Annotated in this window: 14 protein-coding genes; 6 read left to right on the top strand and 8 right to left on the bottom strand. The window is 47.7% G+C overall.

All coding sequences use genetic code 11. From position 1 onward, the window contains the following. Nucleotides 1–10: 10 nt before the first annotated feature. From gcvPA to C5O23_RS02630, 4 genes are read right to left on the bottom strand one after another with little or no spacing between them, the layout of a single operon-like run. Complete coding sequence (gcvPA, locus tag C5O23_RS02645) at nucleotides 11–1,390, bottom strand: aminomethyl-transferring glycine dehydrogenase subunit GcvPA (RefSeq protein WP_107031409.1); 1,380 nt, start codon at nucleotides 1,388–1,390, stop codon at nucleotides 11–13. 4 nt (nucleotides 1,391–1,394) lie between these two features. Continuing rightward, on the bottom strand, nucleotides 1,395–1,769 hold the full coding sequence (gene gcvH / locus C5O23_RS02640) for a glycine cleavage system protein GcvH (protein WP_107031408.1): 375 nt from the start codon (nucleotides 1,767–1,769) through the stop codon (nucleotides 1,395–1,397). A gap of 46 nt (nucleotides 1,770–1,815) precedes the next feature. Further along, on the bottom strand, nucleotides 1,816–2,913 hold the full coding sequence (gene gcvT, locus C5O23_RS02635; protein ID WP_107031407.1) for a glycine cleavage system aminomethyltransferase GcvT: 1,098 nt from the start codon (nucleotides 2,911–2,913) through the stop codon (nucleotides 1,816–1,818). A gap of 26 nt (nucleotides 2,914–2,939) precedes the next feature. After that, on the bottom strand, nucleotides 2,940–3,920 hold the full coding sequence (locus C5O23_RS02630) for a lipoate--protein ligase (RefSeq protein WP_161553532.1): 981 nt from the start codon (nucleotides 3,918–3,920) through the stop codon (nucleotides 2,940–2,942). Nucleotides 3,921–4,303: 383 nt separating this feature from the next. Between C5O23_RS02630 and C5O23_RS02625 the strand changes: the two genes are divergently transcribed. Then, on the top strand, nucleotides 4,304–5,695 hold the full coding sequence (locus C5O23_RS02625) for a DNA recombination protein RmuC (RefSeq protein ID WP_107031405.1): 1,392 nt from the start codon (nucleotides 4,304–4,306) through the stop codon (nucleotides 5,693–5,695). A gap of 123 nt (nucleotides 5,696–5,818) precedes the next feature. Here C5O23_RS02625 and C5O23_RS02620 read toward each other — a convergent pair whose 3' ends face one another. The 4 genes from C5O23_RS02620 to C5O23_RS02605 all read right to left on the bottom strand — a co-directional run bounded on the left by C5O23_RS02620 (nucleotide 5,819) and on the right by C5O23_RS02605 (nucleotide 9,727). Continuing rightward, complete coding sequence (locus tag C5O23_RS02620) at nucleotides 5,819–7,081, bottom strand: SO_0444 family Cu/Zn efflux transporter (protein ID WP_107031404.1); 1,263 nt, start codon at nucleotides 7,079–7,081, stop codon at nucleotides 5,819–5,821. A gap of 101 nt (nucleotides 7,082–7,182) precedes the next feature. Continuing rightward, complete coding sequence (locus tag C5O23_RS02615) at nucleotides 7,183–7,740, bottom strand: AraC family transcriptional regulator (protein WP_107031403.1); 558 nt, start codon at nucleotides 7,738–7,740, stop codon at nucleotides 7,183–7,185. A gap of 7 nt (nucleotides 7,741–7,747) precedes the next feature. Then, nucleotides 7,748–9,100 carry a tRNA lysidine(34) synthetase TilS gene (gene tilS / locus C5O23_RS02610; protein WP_107031402.1) on the bottom strand — a complete coding sequence of 451 codons (1,353 nt, stop codon included), beginning with the start codon at nucleotides 9,098–9,100 and terminating at the stop codon, nucleotides 7,748–7,750. Between the two features lie 123 nt (nucleotides 9,101–9,223). After that, complete coding sequence (locus C5O23_RS02605; protein WP_107031401.1) at nucleotides 9,224–9,727, bottom strand: PepSY-like domain-containing protein; 504 nt, start codon at nucleotides 9,725–9,727, stop codon at nucleotides 9,224–9,226. A gap of 95 nt (nucleotides 9,728–9,822) precedes the next feature. Here C5O23_RS02605 and C5O23_RS02600 point away from each other — a divergent pair, with 95 nt between their 5' ends. The 5 genes from C5O23_RS02600 to prmC all read left to right on the top strand — a co-directional run bounded on the left by C5O23_RS02600 (nucleotide 9,823) and on the right by prmC (nucleotide 17,216). Further along, nucleotides 9,823–12,288, top strand: coding sequence for an endonuclease MutS2 (locus C5O23_RS02600; protein WP_107031400.1), 2,466 nt, complete (start codon nucleotides 9,823–9,825; stop codon nucleotides 12,286–12,288). A 97-nt stretch (nucleotides 12,289–12,385) separates the two neighbouring features. Then, a complete protein-coding gene (locus tag C5O23_RS02595; RefSeq protein ID WP_107031399.1) occupies nucleotides 12,386–14,044 on the top strand; it encodes a fumarate hydratase in 1,659 nt (552 codons plus the stop codon). 78 nt (nucleotides 14,045–14,122) lie between these two features. Further along, a complete protein-coding gene (locus tag C5O23_RS02590) occupies nucleotides 14,123–15,412 on the top strand; it encodes a sensor histidine kinase (protein WP_107031398.1) in 1,290 nt (429 codons plus the stop codon). 29 nt (nucleotides 15,413–15,441) lie between these two features. Next, nucleotides 15,442–16,371: a DUF4465 domain-containing protein gene (locus tag C5O23_RS02585; protein WP_107031397.1), complete on the top strand. Its 930-nt coding sequence runs from the start codon at nucleotides 15,442–15,444 to the stop codon at nucleotides 16,369–16,371. Next, entirely contained in the window at nucleotides 16,368–17,216 is an 849-nt protein-coding gene (gene prmC / locus C5O23_RS02580; RefSeq protein ID WP_107031396.1) for a peptide chain release factor N(5)-glutamine methyltransferase, read from the top strand. The genes C5O23_RS02585 and prmC overlap by 4 nt, the downstream gene beginning before the upstream one ends. Nucleotide 17,217: the final 1 nt, after the last annotated feature.

Below are 17,217 nucleotides of genomic sequence, written 5' to 3'. Positions count from 1 at the left end.
GAACGTCATTTCAGTCATTTATATTCCTATTTTCAGCAAATGAAGGCAGAGTCGCTTTTGAGAACGTCTCGGCGCGCCAGATATAGCGGTCGATCTCTTCACGGGTACGTGTCTCAGTTACGCATACCAGAAGTTCATCATCAGCAAGCATCACGCCAGGCAGACAGCCACATGAAGTGCAAACCTCCATAAAATCAATCAATTTGACCTCCCCTTTGAATTTAACCGTAAATTCATTGAGGAACGGTTTGTCTGGATACTTCAGTTCAAACGCTCCGGTTTCAACAAGCTTCTTTGCAAGATAGTGAGCGCCTGCGGCTGAAATTTCATTTACCTCACGCAGCCCTTTAGCGCCCATCAGTGACAGGTAGACTGCGGCATAAAGAGCCATCAATCCCTGATTGGAGCAGATGTTGGAAGTTGCCTTATCGCGTCTGATATGCTGCTCGCGAGCCTGGAGTGTAAGCACAAATACCCGCCTTCCGTCGGCATCAGTCGTCGCTCCTACTATTCGACCCGGCAGTTTGCGGATGAGAGCTTTAGAACAACACATGTATCCTAAATACGGGCCTCCGAAATTCAACGGCATGCCTAATGACTGGGCCTCGCCGGCCGCAATGTCAGCACCCCATTCTCCGGGTGTACGGATCACGCCCAAGACAGAAGCCGGAGCAGTCATTATCAGAAGAGCCTTGGCTGCATGGACCTTATCGGCAAATCCGGTATAGTCTTCCAGAATACCATAGTAGTTTGGTGTGGCTACGATCACTCCGGCTACATCTCCAGCATTCAGCATCTCCTCCATGACGGCAATATCAGTCACGCCATCTTTTTCCGGAATTGTATCGACAGTCACGCCATGATAATGCGCATAAGTATTGATCACCTCGCGATATATCGGGTTGACTGTAGCCGAAACAAGTACCCGGTTCCGTTTGCGGGCATGAGCCACCGCCATAAGCATAGCCTCGGCGACTGCAGTAGTGCCGTCATACATTGATGCGTTCGATACCTCCATGCCGGTCAGTTGGGTCATCATTGACTGATATTCGAAAATGTATTGCAACGTGCCCTGTGAGATTTCCGGCTGATATGGAGTATAGGCAGTCAGGAATTCCGACCGAGAGAGGATCGACTGAATCACAGCGGGAGAATAGTGGTCGTAGAATCCGGCTCCTGCGAAGCAGGTCAAAGGCTGGTTTTTAATGGCCAGTCCTTCAAAAAAGTCACGCACCTCTTTTTCGCTCATCTGAGGTTTCAGATCATAACCACGCTTCAGCTTAAGCGAATCAGGCACATCGCTGTATAGATCTTCCAGACCCTCCATGCCGCAACGCTTGAGCATTTCGGCGATGTCAGCTGATGTATGTGGAAAATATCGGTGTCCCATAGTTTTATTTTTCAGCTTCGCAGTGAGCTTTGTATGCCTCTTCGTCCATCAGACTATCCAACTGTGACAAATCGGTAAGTTCAACTTTGATAATCCAGTTGGCCATCGCATCTTCGTTGATCAGACGTGGATTGTCGGAAAGTTTTTCATTTGCTTCAAGTACTTCGCCGCTGACAGGAGCAATAAGGTCACTGGCAGCCTTGACACTTTCAACAGCTCCGAAATCTTCTCCGGCTTCAATCTCGTCACCCTCGTCGGGCATATCGACATAAACTACATTGCCAAGCGCATGCTGCGCGTAGTCGCTGATGCCGATATAGCCAATATTGCCGTCAACTGTAATATATTCATGTGTGGGAGAATAATATGTCTTGCTCATGATTGTGGTTGTTTTAGAATATGTGATTATTAAAAATGATTATTAATTATTTCTTGTATGATTTTTTATAGAACTTCTTTGCTGTCACGCGAGCTGGGAATGTCTTGCGGCGCACACGCACTTTAAGTTCACTGTCTTTAACAGCATACGGGGTGGCTATTAGGGCTGCCGCAATGCTCTTATCCACGGAAATGCCGCGGTAACCGGTGGTAACATAGCCTATGACATCGTCTTTGTCATTGAGCACCTCGCACCCGTGGCGGGCAATAGCACGGTCAAGAATCTCCAGTCCGACCAGCTTACGCGGAGCACCTTCAGCTTTCTGACGGGCTACCACATCACGACCTATGAATTCGGGCTTGTCGAGCTTTACAAACATAGAAAGACAGGCTTCGACCGGAGTTATGTCATCAGCCAGTTCATCACCGTAAAGAGGCAAACCGACTTCAAAGCGCAGGGTATCACGACAGCCAAGCCCGCAAGGCGCCGCCTTACCGGACTCCATGAGAATATCCCACAGTCTGACAATCGTGTCATGATCGGCATAGATCTCAAATCCGTCTTCACCGGTATAACCAGTGCGGCTCACAATCATATGTTTGCCGTCATATTCCGATTCAAGAAAGGTATAGAACACAAGTTCCTTACAGTGAATGCCGAGCACTTCTTCCATTACAGATTCCGCATCCGGCCCCTGTACTGCAAGTTCGCCATAATTTTCGCTGACATTGTCAACTGTAACATCAAATGAGGCGGACTGCAATTTGATCCAATCAACATCCTTGTCAATGTTTGAAGCATTGATCACCAGCAGGAAATTATTCTCTCCACGCTTATACACGAGCAGATCATCGACAACACCACCGTCATGATTCATCATCATGCCATATAATATGCCGCCGTCAGGCAGCCCGGCCACATCATTTGTGAAAATATAATTGACAAATTTTTCGGCTTGCGGACCTGTGACAAACACTTCGCCCATATGGGAGACATCAAACACTCCACACGCTTCTCGCACGGCGTTGTGCTCTTCGATAATTCCTTTATACTGGATCGGCATGTCGAATCCGCCGAAAGGACTCATTTGTGCTCCGAGAGCAACATGCCGGTCATGTAGACATGTCTTTTTAAGATCTTCCATTTTAAACAATGTTTTGATTAGGTTTTTCAGAATATAAGGTTAACAATCTGTCTGGATGTCAATGCGGGAATAATATCCCGGATTTCGATTGTGTCAAGCAATTTTAAAACCGCCTCCCGATCGAACGGGCACCCGACAAGCAGATTTTTCAATACCGTTGATGCATCGGTGTTCTCAAGATAATCTCCGGTCATTTCGAAATCAGAAATCAGGCCGTGAGAAACAGAAAGGTCAATGCATATTTCTCCCACTCCGTCAATACGTTCACTTATCTGAAGCGATCCTTTGGGATTTTTGCCTCTCAGCCATGATTCGGCATAATATTCCTGCTCTATTTTTTCAATCTCTTTCAGATCATCTGCGGTAAGAGTCAGCACATTTCCTCCCATTGGGACTGTGTGCAATACATGATCAAGAAAATTTGAGATTGAAAGTTCGGGCAACTTCTCTTTTATGGTAGTCACACGGCTACGTGTTGATTTCACCCCGTGAGACGACATTTTCTTGTGAGACGGAGTAAGAGCATTTCCCATTAGAACCGGATCATAGTCATACAGCATTGTGCCATGCACTATGCTTCTGCCGGGAATATGATAATATGAATTTCCGGACACTTTCTGGTCTCCGATAAGTATGTCATTGCGGCTGTTGTCTGACGCGTCAAGACCCAGCATCCTGAGAGAGGCCACAACCATAGAAGTGTATTTCCCGAAGGTGCCACAAACATCGTCTGACGATGTGATATACGAAAACATTATGTTATTCATATCGGCGACTACAGCACCCCCACCGCTTTTGCGGCGGACAATTTCCACTCCGGCATTCCGGCAGAAGTCAACATTGACTTCTTTTGCCATCTGCTGGTTGCGCCCTATGATAACGGTGGGCTTCACCTGCCATGCAAAAAAGAAATCTCTGTCAGGATATTTTCTTGCAAGATATTCCTCTTCAGCCAAATAAAAGGCAAGGCGTCGAGGCTCGGAGTCATTGATTACGACAAGATCCATAAATAGTGATTCATGTATATTAGCGACCTCAGAAATGTGGTCACAGCAAAGGTAGTGAAATTTGTGAATACTCCAAGCCTCATGCAAAAAAATATTCAATCCGTATCTGACAATCATGAATTATTAGGTCCGGTCAACAATAAATAGTCCCGCAAAAGCGTTGGACTAATAACTCACTTCAATATTGCACGATCACAAAAGGTACATGCCTATGGATAAAAATTCTACTCCTCCAACCGTTACTCTAATCTCATCTTCTCAGCAGAAATCTCCCCCTTGTCCAAAAAACGAAACTCTTGCAAAAATCCGTCAGTTTGCGCGGGCTTATTCGTTTGCATCAACATCGAACCGCGCTCTTGGGAATTTAGTGTTGAACTGAAATCATGACAATCATAATTCTTGTATTGCTGGTCTTCATCGCTGGTGGAGCCGCAGTCTATTTTGCACTTGTTTTTCGCCGTTTAGAGCAGGAATCCAGAATGTGCGAGCAGGGAAACATGGCCTTAAGACTGGAGTGTGAGAAAATTAAAATCGAGTCTTCATCCCGGATTGAGTCTCTTAACACCACACTGACAGATCTTAAAGCAGCAAATGAGGGGCTCATGTGCAGGCTTGACGAAGCCGTCGCCAAAACAACCGTTGTCAAGGAAGAGAATTCGGCGTTGAGCGCTCGTATAGAAATGCTGCTGGCAGAAAAAGCTGAAACCGAAAAAAACAGGGCCGAGCAGGAACAGATTTTTGAAAACAGATTTAAAAATCTCGCCAACGACATTCTCAGACAGAATACCACAGATCTGAAAACGCAGAATGAGGAGAAACTGCGTGAAATTCTCCAGCCTCTCCACTCCAACATTGAAGAATTCCGCAAGACAGTCACAGAGACATACAACAATGAAGCCCGTGAGCGCTTTTCACTTTCAGAACGCATAAAAGATCTGGTAAGTCTCAACCAGTCTATCTCCCGACAGGCTCAGGAACTGTCAGAAGCCCTTCGCGGTGACAGCAAAGTGCAAGGTGACTGGGGTGAAATGGTGCTCGAATCCATACTCGAAAAATCAGGATTGCAGAAAAATGTCGAATATTTCATCCAGGCAAGTACTGATGAGACCGGGAACACTCTGCGGAATGAAGACGGTACGCTACTGCGTCCGGACGTTGTTGTCCGTTATCCAGACAAACGCTTTGTAGTGATTGATTCCAAAGTATCGCTCACCGCATTTGTAGACTATGCCAATGCCACTGATGATGAAAGCCGGCAGATTGCCTCAGTGAAGCATGTACGTTCCGTACGGAAACATATTGACGAACTCGCCAGAAAACGTTATCAGGATTATGTGGGTGATGCAAAACTCGACTTCGTCATGATGTTCATTCCCACGGAACCGGCCTATATCGCCGCCATGCGTCTTGAACCTACACTCTGGCAGGAAGCTTATGACAAAAATGTGCTGATCGTATCACCGACACATCTTGTTTCCGGCCTGAAACTCATAGCGCAGTTATGGAGTCGCGACCGCCATACGCGCAATGCCATCACCATCGCTGAGGAGGCAGGCAAGATGTACGACAAATTCGCGGATTTCACCAAAGACATGGAGAAAATAGAAAAAGCCCTCGGATCAACCAGAAAGGCTTTTGACGATGCCATGACAAAATTAAGCTGCGGAACAGGAAACCTTGTCACCAGGGCGCAGAATCTTCAAAAGTTAGGCGTAAAGGCCAACAAGCAGATTGCCGCATCCATTGACCGCAACAGACTTTCCGAAGAAGATTGATATCCGACGGACAAATTCCCGGCTGCAATCCGAAGCCGATGACAAGAAACTATTTTACAGACAAATTCGCGGATGCCCGGTCAAATATCAGGCACCCGCGAATTGCTTTTTCAGTCCGGCAGTTTACTCTTTAACCGAAAATCCGGCCTCATAGATCGCCTCGCGGACAGTGTTGGCGTCAACATCGCCTTCAACCACTGCCTCTCCCGAACCGAGATCCACGGTTACAGACTGAACGCCCTTAAGATTTAAGATAGCTTTCTTTACAGATGCCTGACAGTGACTGCAAGACATTCCTTCAATGATATAAACCTGTTTCATATTACTTGCATTTGTGTTAAGATTATGCTGATGGTCTATTTTGCAATTGTGCTGTCTGATTCCTGAATAAACGAGCAGACACAACAGCAATAGGCTGCACATGCTTTCAAATATTCCGAAAGTATGGTGGCAATGAGGTGACAGATGCGACACAGAAGGCATGAACCACTCGCGTGGAAGCAGATAATCAATCGCAAGTCCGAAAAGAATGGCTGTTAAAACCACCGAGCCGACATATATATATGTGCTTTTACGCCCGATTGTCTTTGACAGAATCATCATGGATGCGAAATTGGCTGCCGGCCCGGCCATCAGAAGCACAAAACCGACTCCGGGTGTCAGACCTTTGGCTATAAGAGACAAAGCGATAGGAATTGAGCCGGTGGCACATATATACATTGGCACTGACACCACAACCATGACCAGCATGGCAAGCAAAGGATACTGACTGAGCCCCAAGAACAGTTCATCCGGCACAAGCACGGTGATTAAAGCTGCGACAATCAGACCTATTACCAGCCATTTGCCTACACTGCCTACCATGTCGACAAGTCCGTAGCGGACAGCCTCAATAATCTTTTTTACAAAGCCTGCATCAGAATGCTCATGGCCGCCCGCAGTTGAGTGACATGCGGTTTCAGATCCGGATTGACTGTCACTGTCTAACCTGCCTACGGCAACGCCACCTAAAAGAGCACCGGCCAAAGCTCCGACTGGACGAAGGATGGCAAACGGCAACCCCAGAAGCGAATAAGTCGCTGCAATGCTGTCGACTCCGGTCTGAGGTGTCGCTATAAGGAATGATGTTGTCGCGCCCTTTGACGCACCCTGTCTGCGTAAAGAGACTGCTGTAGGAAGAACACCGCAGGAGCACAATGGCAACGGTATGCCGAGCAGCGCGGCTTTCATAACAGGCTTTATTCCACGGCCGGCAAGATGCCGCCCCATTGTGTCAGGCCTGATGAAAACGTGAAGGAAGCCTGCGATAATAAAACCTAATATAATATAAGGTGACATCTCATTGACTATTGCAATCAGAGATGTGAAAAAATGGCTGAAATTCATAGCTTATGATCTTTATGTTATTCCAACACAAAGATACTGCCGATTCATGCCGTCTGCGTTACACAATTGTCGAAATAATTTACCAAATTCCTCCCTGTCAGTCAGATCTCATGCAACCCAAGGCGCTCCCTGGACCCGCGAAGATACTCAGACGGAGTCAGCCCGGTGACACTCTTAAATTGTCGGGACAGATGGGCCACACTTGAATAGTCCATCATATATGCGATCTCACTCAGGGTATATTCGTCGTGCTGAAGCAATTCTTTGACCCGTTCGATGCGCTGCGCTATATGATATTTCTCCAGTGTCCTGCCCTCTTTGGCCGAAAAAATCCGGCTCACCGTGTCATAGCTCATACCAAGTTGCCGCTCAATGCACTCTGAAAGGTTGTGTTGCTTTTCTTTTTCTTCCCTGACATGATGGAGAATCGCATGTTTGGTTTTTTCAACGATTTCCGATTCACGATCAGCAATAAGCTCGAACCCGTCACGGCGCAGACGCAACACCAGCTGATCCATTGCAGCGTCTGACAGAGGCTGCTCCAATGTGGCTTTTCCAAGCTCGACATTAAAATTTTCGGCCCCTACATCCCGCAGAATCTGCTCGACAGCCCTGACGCAGTGATGGCAGACCATATTTTTTATTAACAATTCTTTCATATAACAGCTATTTGCGCAAAGGCTTATATGTTATTTCTATTACTTCTTCTGTCTTATCGGTTACTGGAAACAAAGCAGAACATCTCACTCCTGGAATCCAGATAATATCAGAGTTCCGCAAAATCACTTTTACTCCTTTTTTTTCATTAAGCGACAGTTTTGCATTGCTGAACAGATCGCTCAGTAGTTTGCTGCCTTTAAGGCCGAACGGACGCATGCGGTCTCCGGTCCGCCATCCGCGCATAATGAATTCCGGAGCTTCGAGCATTATTCCACTGTCGGCATACATTGCTTCCGGCCTGAGCATCCGCGCGTTCTTCAATACTGTGAATTCAGCCACAGTCATTCTCCGCGTTTCAAAAGGATGGCAATTGAGATCTACTGTCACTTCATTCTGTCCGTCATTCAGATCGTCCAACGGCACCAGCTTGCCACGATCAAGAAAATATGAGCTGCTCCGGCCATGATATGTCTTGCCTGCAAATGTAGTTTCTCCATTTGTCCCGTCAAATCCGGAAATGATATTTTCAACCTGACTCATATTGAACCCATAATCAGACAGGATTTCAAACAGAACCATCCGCGGATAAGATTCATTCTCCAAAATCGCAGACAAATCAATCACTCCGTCAGCATCAACATACCTATCATGCAATTTACGGCAAAAATCCCGGTATAGGCCATAATTGTCGGCAAGATGTCCGATTGTCTGCGCTACCGAATCTATAGCACCTGGGAATTCATCAGAAATCAGCGGCATCAGGCGGTTGCGTATCCGATTGCGCTTATAATAATTGTCGGCATTGGTTGAATCGGTTACATATTTCAAGTGGTGGTCGCGAAGATATGCCAAAATCTCGCTCTTCTTGCATTCCAGCAGTGGGCGCACCACCAGTTCATTGCGAGGAAGCATGCCCTTTAGGCCTGTGAGAGAACTGCCTCGGAATAAGTTCAGGAAAAAAGTCTCGATATTGTCCTCCCGGTGATGACCGACGGCAATCACTGAGCCTACATTTTCTTTTAACAGGCTCCTCCACCAGTCATATCGCAATGCGCGGCATGCCATCTCCAGAGATTCTCCAGCCTCCCTGCGTCGGGAATCAACATCGAAATTCCGCACCAGTAGCCTCACATTTCTGTCAGAGCATAATTTTCGGCAGAAAGCCTCATCACGCATACTTTCTTCGCCGCGCAAATGAAAATTGCAATGAGTGGCAACCACGTTATAATTAAGATTGCAGAGTACTGTCAAAAGAGCCACGGAATCGGCACCACCGCTGAGGCCGACAATAACAGTGTCGGCTCTGTCAATCAGATGGTGACGGTTGATAAACTGCTCTACAATACGGACAAATTTCATGGATCAATATATAAAACGTGGAAGTTTGCTGCAAAATTAATAAAATTGTGCAACAAACCTCCACGTAAATGCTTTTAAAAGCAAATTTAGACCGCGTTATACTATTCTTTATATATTGCCACGTCAGTCTTCGATAGCAAGAAACACACCGTTTAGATCAAACACATAAGTATCTGGTCCCGGTATATTGAGTTCAACTTCATACACCTTCCCTCGGTTGAATTCTACAGATTCAACCATTGCATTGAATCCGTCTTTTGCAAGACGTTCATATGCTTTCGAAGGAAGCATATCTTTGACAACGGCTACCGGGAGCATCATGTCACCGGGAGCATCAATCTCAATCAGATTCCCGTCTGTGTTAAATTCCAGGTCAACACCATTGGATAGTTCAACTTCATATTTCCCTTTTGCGAAATATTTTTCACATTTGCGTATGCCGATATCTTTGAAATGCTTTGCAATAAACGCGCGGGCTTTTTCAGGCAACTGACTGTAATTCTGCGATCCGGCCATTACGATACCGGGATTGCCGCCCCCGTTGACCGGCGCCTGGGCTACTGCTGTTGCACCTCCCAATAAAAAGACGAGAGTCGCAGTCATTGACATTAAGCGTTTGAATTTCATAATTATTTAAATTTTAGTTGTATATATAACAATACCTTTTATACAAAACAACATTACATTATCGAATGTTGAAAAATTCTATGTAATTTTGCATCATGATTTATCCTGACAAAATAGAAGAAAAGATAGGCTTTGCTGCCATAAGGTCACAGCTGTCAAAAAAATGTCATTGCGAAGGAGCGCGTCAGTTCTGTTCGGAAATGTCATTCCAGACTGATTTCGAGACCGTGAAGGCGGCACTTCTGGCTGTTGATGAAATGCAACGGGCCAATCATAGCGATGAAACATTACCTCTTGAAGGCGTCGATGACATCGACCGTGATCTGGCAGTGATCAAAATACCCGGCACATTCCTTGAAGTGAAGGATCTGCTGAAAGTGAGACGCATGCTTGAATGCTTTTCACGGATTGCATCATATTTTCGCCGTCACAACGAGGACGGACATACCCCATATCCACAGTTATCACGCCTTAGCGACCCGCTTAACTATATTCCGTCGACTCTCGGATTAACAATCGACAAAGCCATTGATCCGGCATCTGGTCTTGTCAAAGACAATGCCTCTGTGGTGCTGGCTGAAATCCGCTCGCATCTGCGCAGCATGTCGGGACGTGTCAATTCGATTTTACGTCGAGTTCTGAGCTCCGCAATCGCCCAGGGATGGCTGGAAGCCGATGCTTCTCCAGCCGTGCGCGACGGACGCCTTGTGCTCCCGGTTCCTCCGATGAACAAGCGGAAGATACCGGGAATAGTCCATGACGAATCAGCATCCGGAAAGACTATCTTTATCGAGCCTGCTGAAGTTGTGGAGGCCAACAATCTGACCCGTGAACTGCAGCTCGAAGAGCATCGCGAAATAATTCGAATCCTGACTGCTATATCCGATGAGCTCAGACCTCACATTCCTGAAATGCTCGCAGGGGCCGGAGTCATATACAACTTGGATTTCATCAATGCCAAAGCCCATTACGCAGAGGCTGTCGGTGCTTCATTACCGAATCTGCACGACCGTGAAGAGATGGAGTGGTATCATGCCTGCCATCCCGTTCTTAAACTTTCGCTGGAACATCAGGGCCGCGAAATCGTGCCCATCGACATTGCTCTGAACCGCGAGACTCGCATTCTGGTCATTTCCGGTCCGAATGCCGGCGGTAAGTCCGTCTGTCTTAAAACAGTCGGCACAATCCAGTATATGGTTCAATGCGGACTGCTACCGCCGGTACATGACAACTCCCACATCGGCATTTTCCAGGACATCTTTGTTGACATCGGCGATGACCAGTCATTTGAAGATGACCTTTCGACCTACAGCAGCCACCTGCGCAGCATGAAGTTCATGCTTCAGCGAGGCCGCAAAGGCACCCTCTTTCTGATTGACGAAATGGGCTCCGGGACAGAACCTCAGATTGGCGGCGCGCTTGCCCGTGCCATTCTTGAGCAAATGAACGGGAAAGAAATGTGGGGCATTGTGACCACACACTATCAGATCCTGAAACAATTTGCCGAAGACACCACAGGCCTTATCAACGGCTCTATGCTTTATGACAGGCATCTCATGCAGCCGATGTTCAAATTGTCCATCGGCAATCCCGGCAGTTCGTTTGCAGTCGAGATCGCCCGGAAAATCGGTCTGCCGGCAGAGATCATACAGTCAGCCGAAGATATTGTCGGGAAAGAATACGTGAATCTTGACAACTATCTTCTTGACATCACCCGTGACAAGCGCTATTGGGAAAACAAGCGTACAGCCATACGTCAGAAGGAGAAAAAACTCGAACAGATGCTGGCGCAATACGCTGAAAACGCCGACCAGCTCAGAAGCAAACGCCGCGAGATTATTGAAGAAGCGAGGACTGAGGCCAAAAAGATTCTCGACTCTTCAAATGCCGTTATCGAACGTACCATAGCTGACATCAAGGAAGCCAACGCCGAGCGCGAAAAAACTCTGGAAGCCCGCCGCAAGCTCAAGGAAGAGCGTATAGAGCTCGAACGCGAAGGCAACCGCTACAAGGACTCCAATTTACTCCTGGCGAAAGTTCCCAAAAAGAAAAAGGGGAAGCACAACGTCCAGGCAGACCGTGAGACATCTCCGGCCAAACGCGAAGTTACAGTCGGAGCCAACGTGCGCCTCGACGGAGGCAGTACCGTAGGGACCGTGCTGGAAGTATCCGGGAAAAACGCGCTTGTGATTTTCGGCAACCTCAAGACCACGGTCAAGACAGACCGTCTGACGGTTACAGATGCCAAGCCAAAAACCGAAACCAAATCAAGCATTTCGATGCAGACCATTGATTCCGGCTATGAACGTCAGCTTCAGTTCAAGCAGGAGATTGATGTCAGAGGCATGAGAGCCGATGAGGCCATCCAGGCTGTCACCTATTTTATAGATGATGCCATACGCTTCAGCGTAGCCCGCGTGCGCATACTTCACGGCACAGGCACCGGAGCTTTACGGCAGGCTATTCGCGAACTGCTTTCAACCACTTCCGGAATCAGTTCCTATCATGACGAAGATGTCCGTTTCGGTGGTGCCGGAATCACGGTGGTTAACCTAAAATAGCATCTTATTTTCGCTTGCGGTTTAAAATTTTGTTCGTACATTTGTCAACTCAAGTAAGTCCTTTCGGATTATCTGAAAAAACTCAAAGTATAATTATATGGCAACCAAACCGTTCAAATATCAGCCCATGTTCCCGCTGGGACCTGATACAACTGAATATTACAAACTGACTTCCGACTACGTCAAAGTTGAAAACTGGGGCGGACACGAATTCCTCGTGGTTGATCCCGAAGCGCTAACAGTGCTTGCTCGTGCATGCACACATGACAATGCGTTCATGCTGCGTCGAGAACACAACGAAATGGTAGCGAAGATCCTTTCTGATCCTGAAGCATCGGAAAATGACAAGTTTGTCGCCCTGACCATGCTCCGCAACGCCGAAGTTGCAGCCAAGGGCGCACTCCCCTTCTGCCAGGATACCGGCACCGCGATTGTTCACGGCGAAAAGGGTCAGAATGTCTACACAGGCTGTGATGACGAAGAGAAAATCAGCAAGGGTGTCTACATCACTTACACCACCGATAATCTCCGCTATTCACAGAACGCGCCGCTCACCATGTATGACGAAGTCAACACCGGTTGCAACCTCCCGGCCCAGATCGACATCCATGCTTCTGAAGGCGATGAATACAAATTCCTTTTTGTAGCAAAAGGCGGCGGCTCGGCCAACAAGACCTACCTCTATCAGGAAACCAAGGCCATTCTCAATCCCAAAACCCTCGTACCCTTCCTGGTTGAGAAAATGAAGAGCCTCGGAACCGCGGCCTGCCCTCCTTACCACATCGCATTCGTAATCGGCGGCACATCAGCTGAAAAGAACCTTGAGACCGTCAAGAAAGCATCCGTAAAATATTACGACAATCTGCCTGATCATGGCAATGAACTCGGCCACGCTTTCCGCGACAAAGAACTTGAAGCAGTGCTCAAGAAAGAAGCTGAACGTCTTGGCCTCGGCGCACAGTTCGGAGGCAAATACTTCGCTCATGACATCCGGGTGATCCGTCTGCCCCGTCATGGAGCCTCATGCCCCGTCGGCCTCGGAGTTTCATGTTCGGCTGACCGCAACATAAAAGCGAAAATCAACCGCGAAGGCCTTTGGGTTGAAAAACTCGACAGCAATCCCGGCGAACTGATCCCCGAAGAATATCGTAAACAAGGCGAAGGCAATGTTGTCAGGATCGATCTAAACCGTCCGATGCCTGAAATTCTGGCTGAACTTACAAAGTATCCTGTGGCCACACGCCTTTCGCTCAACGGCACCATCATCGTAGGCCGTGACATAGCCCATGCAAAGATCAAAGAACGTCTTGATAATGGCGAACCCATGCCTCAGTATCTCAAAAATCACCCCATCTACTATGCCGGCCCGGCCAAAACACCCGAAGGTATGCCTTCAGGCTCATTCGGCCCGACAACAGCAGGCCGCATGGACTCATATGTAGATCAGTTCCAGGCTGCAGGTGGCTCTATGGTAATGATCGCCAAAGGCAACCGCAGCAAGCAGGTTACTGACGCATGCCACAAGCACGGCGGGTTCTATCTCGGATCAATCGGAGGCCCGGCTGCTATTCTCGCTCAGAACAGCATCAAGAAGGTAGAGCTCCTCGAATATCCCGAACTCGGCATGGAGGCCATTTGGAAAATTGAAGTGGAAGACTTCCCCGCCTTCATCCTCGTAGATGATAAGGGCAACGACTTCTTTACTGAAATTTCAGCCCGTTGCTCCGGCTGTTCGGTTGTTGATGACAAACACTGATCCAAAATCAGTGAGACTGCATTACGATAACTGATATCAACGAAGTTGCATGGATGATATTCCTTCCGGAGATCATTCATGCAACTTCTGATTGTTGTCAGAATCAATCTTCACCCTACGTTAAATCAGGCTTTGAGCGGAAACATCTATGACATAAGGCGCAAAGGCTTCATCGGCTTTCTGATTCTGTCGGTGGCAGTGGTCGGCATATTTCTGTTCTATTCCGATTCACTGGTCAAAGACCTGTCAGAGCAGGAACGGGAGCGGATGCAGATATGGGCTGATGCCACACGCGAGATTGTAAATGCCGGAAACGGAGACTCTGACGTATTACCGTCAAATTTCGATTTTCTGCTCTCGATCATCGAACGCAACAGAACCATTCCGGTCTTGCTCACCGATGATGACGGTCATATTATCATGCAGCGCAACTTCACCTTGCCTGAACCCGAAGACTCTGCTGCCATTTTCGGGCTAAGCGATGCCAACCGCCGTTTTCTGCTGGCAAAGCTTGATGATCTGCGTAAGACTCCAAACGTCATTGATATCGACATGGGTGCCGCAGGAAGTCAGCATCTCTACTACGAAGATTCAAAAGTGCTGAAAAGCCTGAGTTTCTATCCCTATGTTCAGATACTGGTTTTGCTTGCGTTCGTTCTGATTGTCTATTATGCCGTTTCGTCTACCAAACGGGCGGAGCAGAACAAGGTCTGGGTCGGTCTTTCTAAAGAAACCGCCCATCAGCTTGGCACCCCCATATCATCGCTGATGGCATGGCTCGAACTCCTGCCGGATTCCGGTGTCAGCCAGGAGATTGTAGCGGAAATGGACAAGGACGTAAAACGATTGTCGACAATTGCATCACGATTTTCTAAAATCGGCTCGCGGCCATCTATGGAGATCGAAGATCTCAACACCATCGTCAGCCATTCAGCCGAATATATGTCCTCTCGCATATCAAGCCGCATAAAACTCAGCGTGACACCATGCTCCACAGAACTTCCGGTCTCCATGTCATCACCTCTGGCAGAATGGGTAATGGAAAACCTGATCAAAAACGCCGTTGACGCAATGGAGGGAAGCGGCAGCATTTCCATTGCACTTCATCACGACAAAAACATTGCCGTTATAGAAATTGCAGATACCGGCAAAGGCATTCCAAAAAAGAATCACAAAACAATTTTTAATCCGGGCTTCACTACTAAGAAACGCGGCTGGGGGCTTGGCCTGACACTGACAAAACGCATTGTGGAAGAATATCACAAAGGCAATATCTATGTCAAACGATCAGAGCCGGGCATGGGCACGACTTTTGCCATTGAATTTCCTCTTGCTGCTAAAGTTCCGGCTTCTCAGTTCACACGATAGATCATTTAACAACATCAACTATTCAAATCATGTACAACAATTTCAAAATCTGCGCATTCGCACTCTGTGCGATCTCACTCCCTCTGCTGTCATCTTGTAGCGATGATGACAACGATGGCCCCAAAGGAATGGCCAAAGTCGGCGAAATCACATTTGAAAACACGGATGTTATTTTAGCCGGGCCTGACTCCTATGGCGCAAACCTCTATTCAGACTACACTGGCGATGATCGATTCACCTCCGGATCGATCGCATTCAACAAGGGTGCCAATGCTATCACTTTCGGACTCAATACCCAAGGTGACTTTTATCCCGGCATAGCGACGTTATACAATGGAGGCATGTTCCTCTCTCAGTTCAATCTCCGTTCGAATCCTGCTGACAAGACCGGCGACTGGTGGTATTCCTTCAATAATCAGTGTAGCGTATATAATGTGGAATCTGTCGACGGCGCAAACCGCGGAGCCGGTGATGACAACTCCAACACATTTGCAGTGATCAACGGCTCTTGCGATGCTTCAAGCATTTCATCTGTCTATGGCTCAGGAAAAGAAGTTTCTTTAGGCGGATTCCATTTTGACAACAACGCCGAATTTACAATTGGAGAAATTGAAATCTGCAATACATCTTATGTGTATGGCGTAATTCAGAATGGAAATGGATTCGCTCAGCCATTAAAAGCAAACAACGGCTGGTTCAAAGTGCTTGCTTACGGATATGACGCAACAGGACATATGACAGCCGGAAGTCCCGTGGAGCTCTATCTCTGTGACTACCGCGCAGGTTCGAAAACAAAAAATCTTGATAATGACTGGGAAGACTGGAATCTGAAAGCCCTTGGAAACGTAAACCGCGTTGTGTTCAACTTCGAAGGTTCCGATGCTGGTGAATACGGTCTGAACACCCCCGGTTATCTCGCTCTTGACAACATCGAGATCTACACTTCTGTAAACAAATGACCTCGCTGAAACAACTCTTTGATGCCTCACGCTCCCGTCTGACTCCTGTCTATGGCGGGAGCGAGGCCTCATGGCTGCTTCGGATCATAATGGAGCACATCAAGGGATGGAATCAGGTAGAACTTCTGATGCGGGCCGACAAGGAGGTTTCGGACTTCACCGTCACGAGAGTCAACGAAGTCATTGACCGCCTGCTTGCCTACGAGCCTATACAGTATATATTTGGCGACACATACTGGCATGGCATGACCCTGAAGGTCAGCCCTGCGGTTCTCATACCCCGGCCTGAGACAGAAGAACTTGTTGACATAATAACAAAAGACAATCCCCAGCCTGATCTGAAAGTGCTTGACGTATGCACCGGTTCAGGATGCATAGCCGTAGCCTTGGCCAAGTTCATGAACTTTCCTGAAGTCACTGCCATCGACATTTCCGACCGGGCTATCGCAGTTGCCAAGGAAAATGCCGCTTTGCAAAAAGTCAAAGTCGATTTTCAGACAGCCGATGCCCTTGATCTCGGCGCGGCACTCACGGCAAAATATGACATTATCGTTTCCAATCCGCCCTATGTCATGGATAAAGAAAAAAGCGCGATGGATGCAAATGTTCTTGACCATGAACCGGCCATTGCGCTTTTCGTGCCTGACAGCGACCCGCTGAAATTCTACAAGGCCATAGCCGATTATGCCGCTGATGCGCTGACTGATGGCGGACGACTTTATTTCGAGCTCAATCCTTTGACCGCCGACAGCCTGAAAGACTGGATGCAGCAATCAGGATGGCGCGATGTCAGCCTGCTCCCCGACCTGCATGCCAAAACTCGTTTCATGATAGCCCGTAAATAGG

It is taken from the genome of Duncaniella muris (assembly GCF_003024805.1).
GTDB lineage: Bacteria > Bacteroidota > Bacteroidia > Bacteroidales > Muribaculaceae > Duncaniella > Duncaniella muris.
The sequence above is the reverse complement of the archived record's forward strand: the minus strand, read 5'-3'. Positions and strand labels throughout refer to the sequence as shown.

Excerpts from the sequence above, each read along its gene's own strand:
- tilS (WP_107031402.1), bottom strand. The coding sequence starts at position 9,100 with ATGAAATTTGTCCGTATTGTAGAGCAGTTTATCAACCGTCACCATCTG.
- gcvT (WP_107031407.1), bottom strand. The coding sequence starts at position 2,913 with ATGGAAGATCTTAAAAAGACATGTCTACATGACCGGCATGTTGCTCTC.
- C5O23_RS02620 (WP_107031404.1), bottom strand. The coding sequence starts at position 7,081 with ATGAATTTCAGCCATTTTTTCACATCTCTGATTGCAATAGTCAATGAG.
- prmC (WP_107031396.1), top strand. The coding sequence starts at position 16,368 with ATGACCTCGCTGAAACAACTCTTTGATGCCTCACGCTCCCGTCTGACT.
- gcvPA (WP_107031409.1), bottom strand. The coding sequence starts at position 1,390 with ATGGGACACCGATATTTTCCACATACATCAGCTGACATCGCCGAAATG.
- C5O23_RS02630 (WP_161553532.1), bottom strand. The coding sequence starts at position 3,920 with ATGGATCTTGTCGTAATCAATGACTCCGAGCCTCGACGCCTTGCCTTT.
- C5O23_RS02590 (WP_107031398.1), top strand. The coding sequence starts at position 14,123 with ATGCAACTTCTGATTGTTGTCAGAATCAATCTTCACCCTACGTTAAAT.
- C5O23_RS02615 (WP_107031403.1), bottom strand. The coding sequence starts at position 7,740 with ATGAAAGAATTGTTAATAAAAAATATGGTCTGCCATCACTGCGTCAGG.
- C5O23_RS02605 (WP_107031401.1), bottom strand. The coding sequence starts at position 9,727 with ATGAAATTCAAACGCTTAATGTCAATGACTGCGACTCTCGTCTTTTTA.
- C5O23_RS02625 (WP_107031405.1), top strand. The coding sequence starts at position 4,304 with ATGACAATCATAATTCTTGTATTGCTGGTCTTCATCGCTGGTGGAGCC.
- C5O23_RS02595 (WP_107031399.1), top strand. The coding sequence starts at position 12,386 with ATGGCAACCAAACCGTTCAAATATCAGCCCATGTTCCCGCTGGGACCT.
- gcvH (WP_107031408.1), bottom strand. The coding sequence starts at position 1,769 with ATGAGCAAGACATATTATTCTCCCACACATGAATATATTACAGTTGAC.
- C5O23_RS02600 (WP_107031400.1), top strand. The coding sequence starts at position 9,823 with ATGATTTATCCTGACAAAATAGAAGAAAAGATAGGCTTTGCTGCCATA.
- C5O23_RS02585 (WP_107031397.1), top strand. The coding sequence starts at position 15,442 with ATGTACAACAATTTCAAAATCTGCGCATTCGCACTCTGTGCGATCTCA.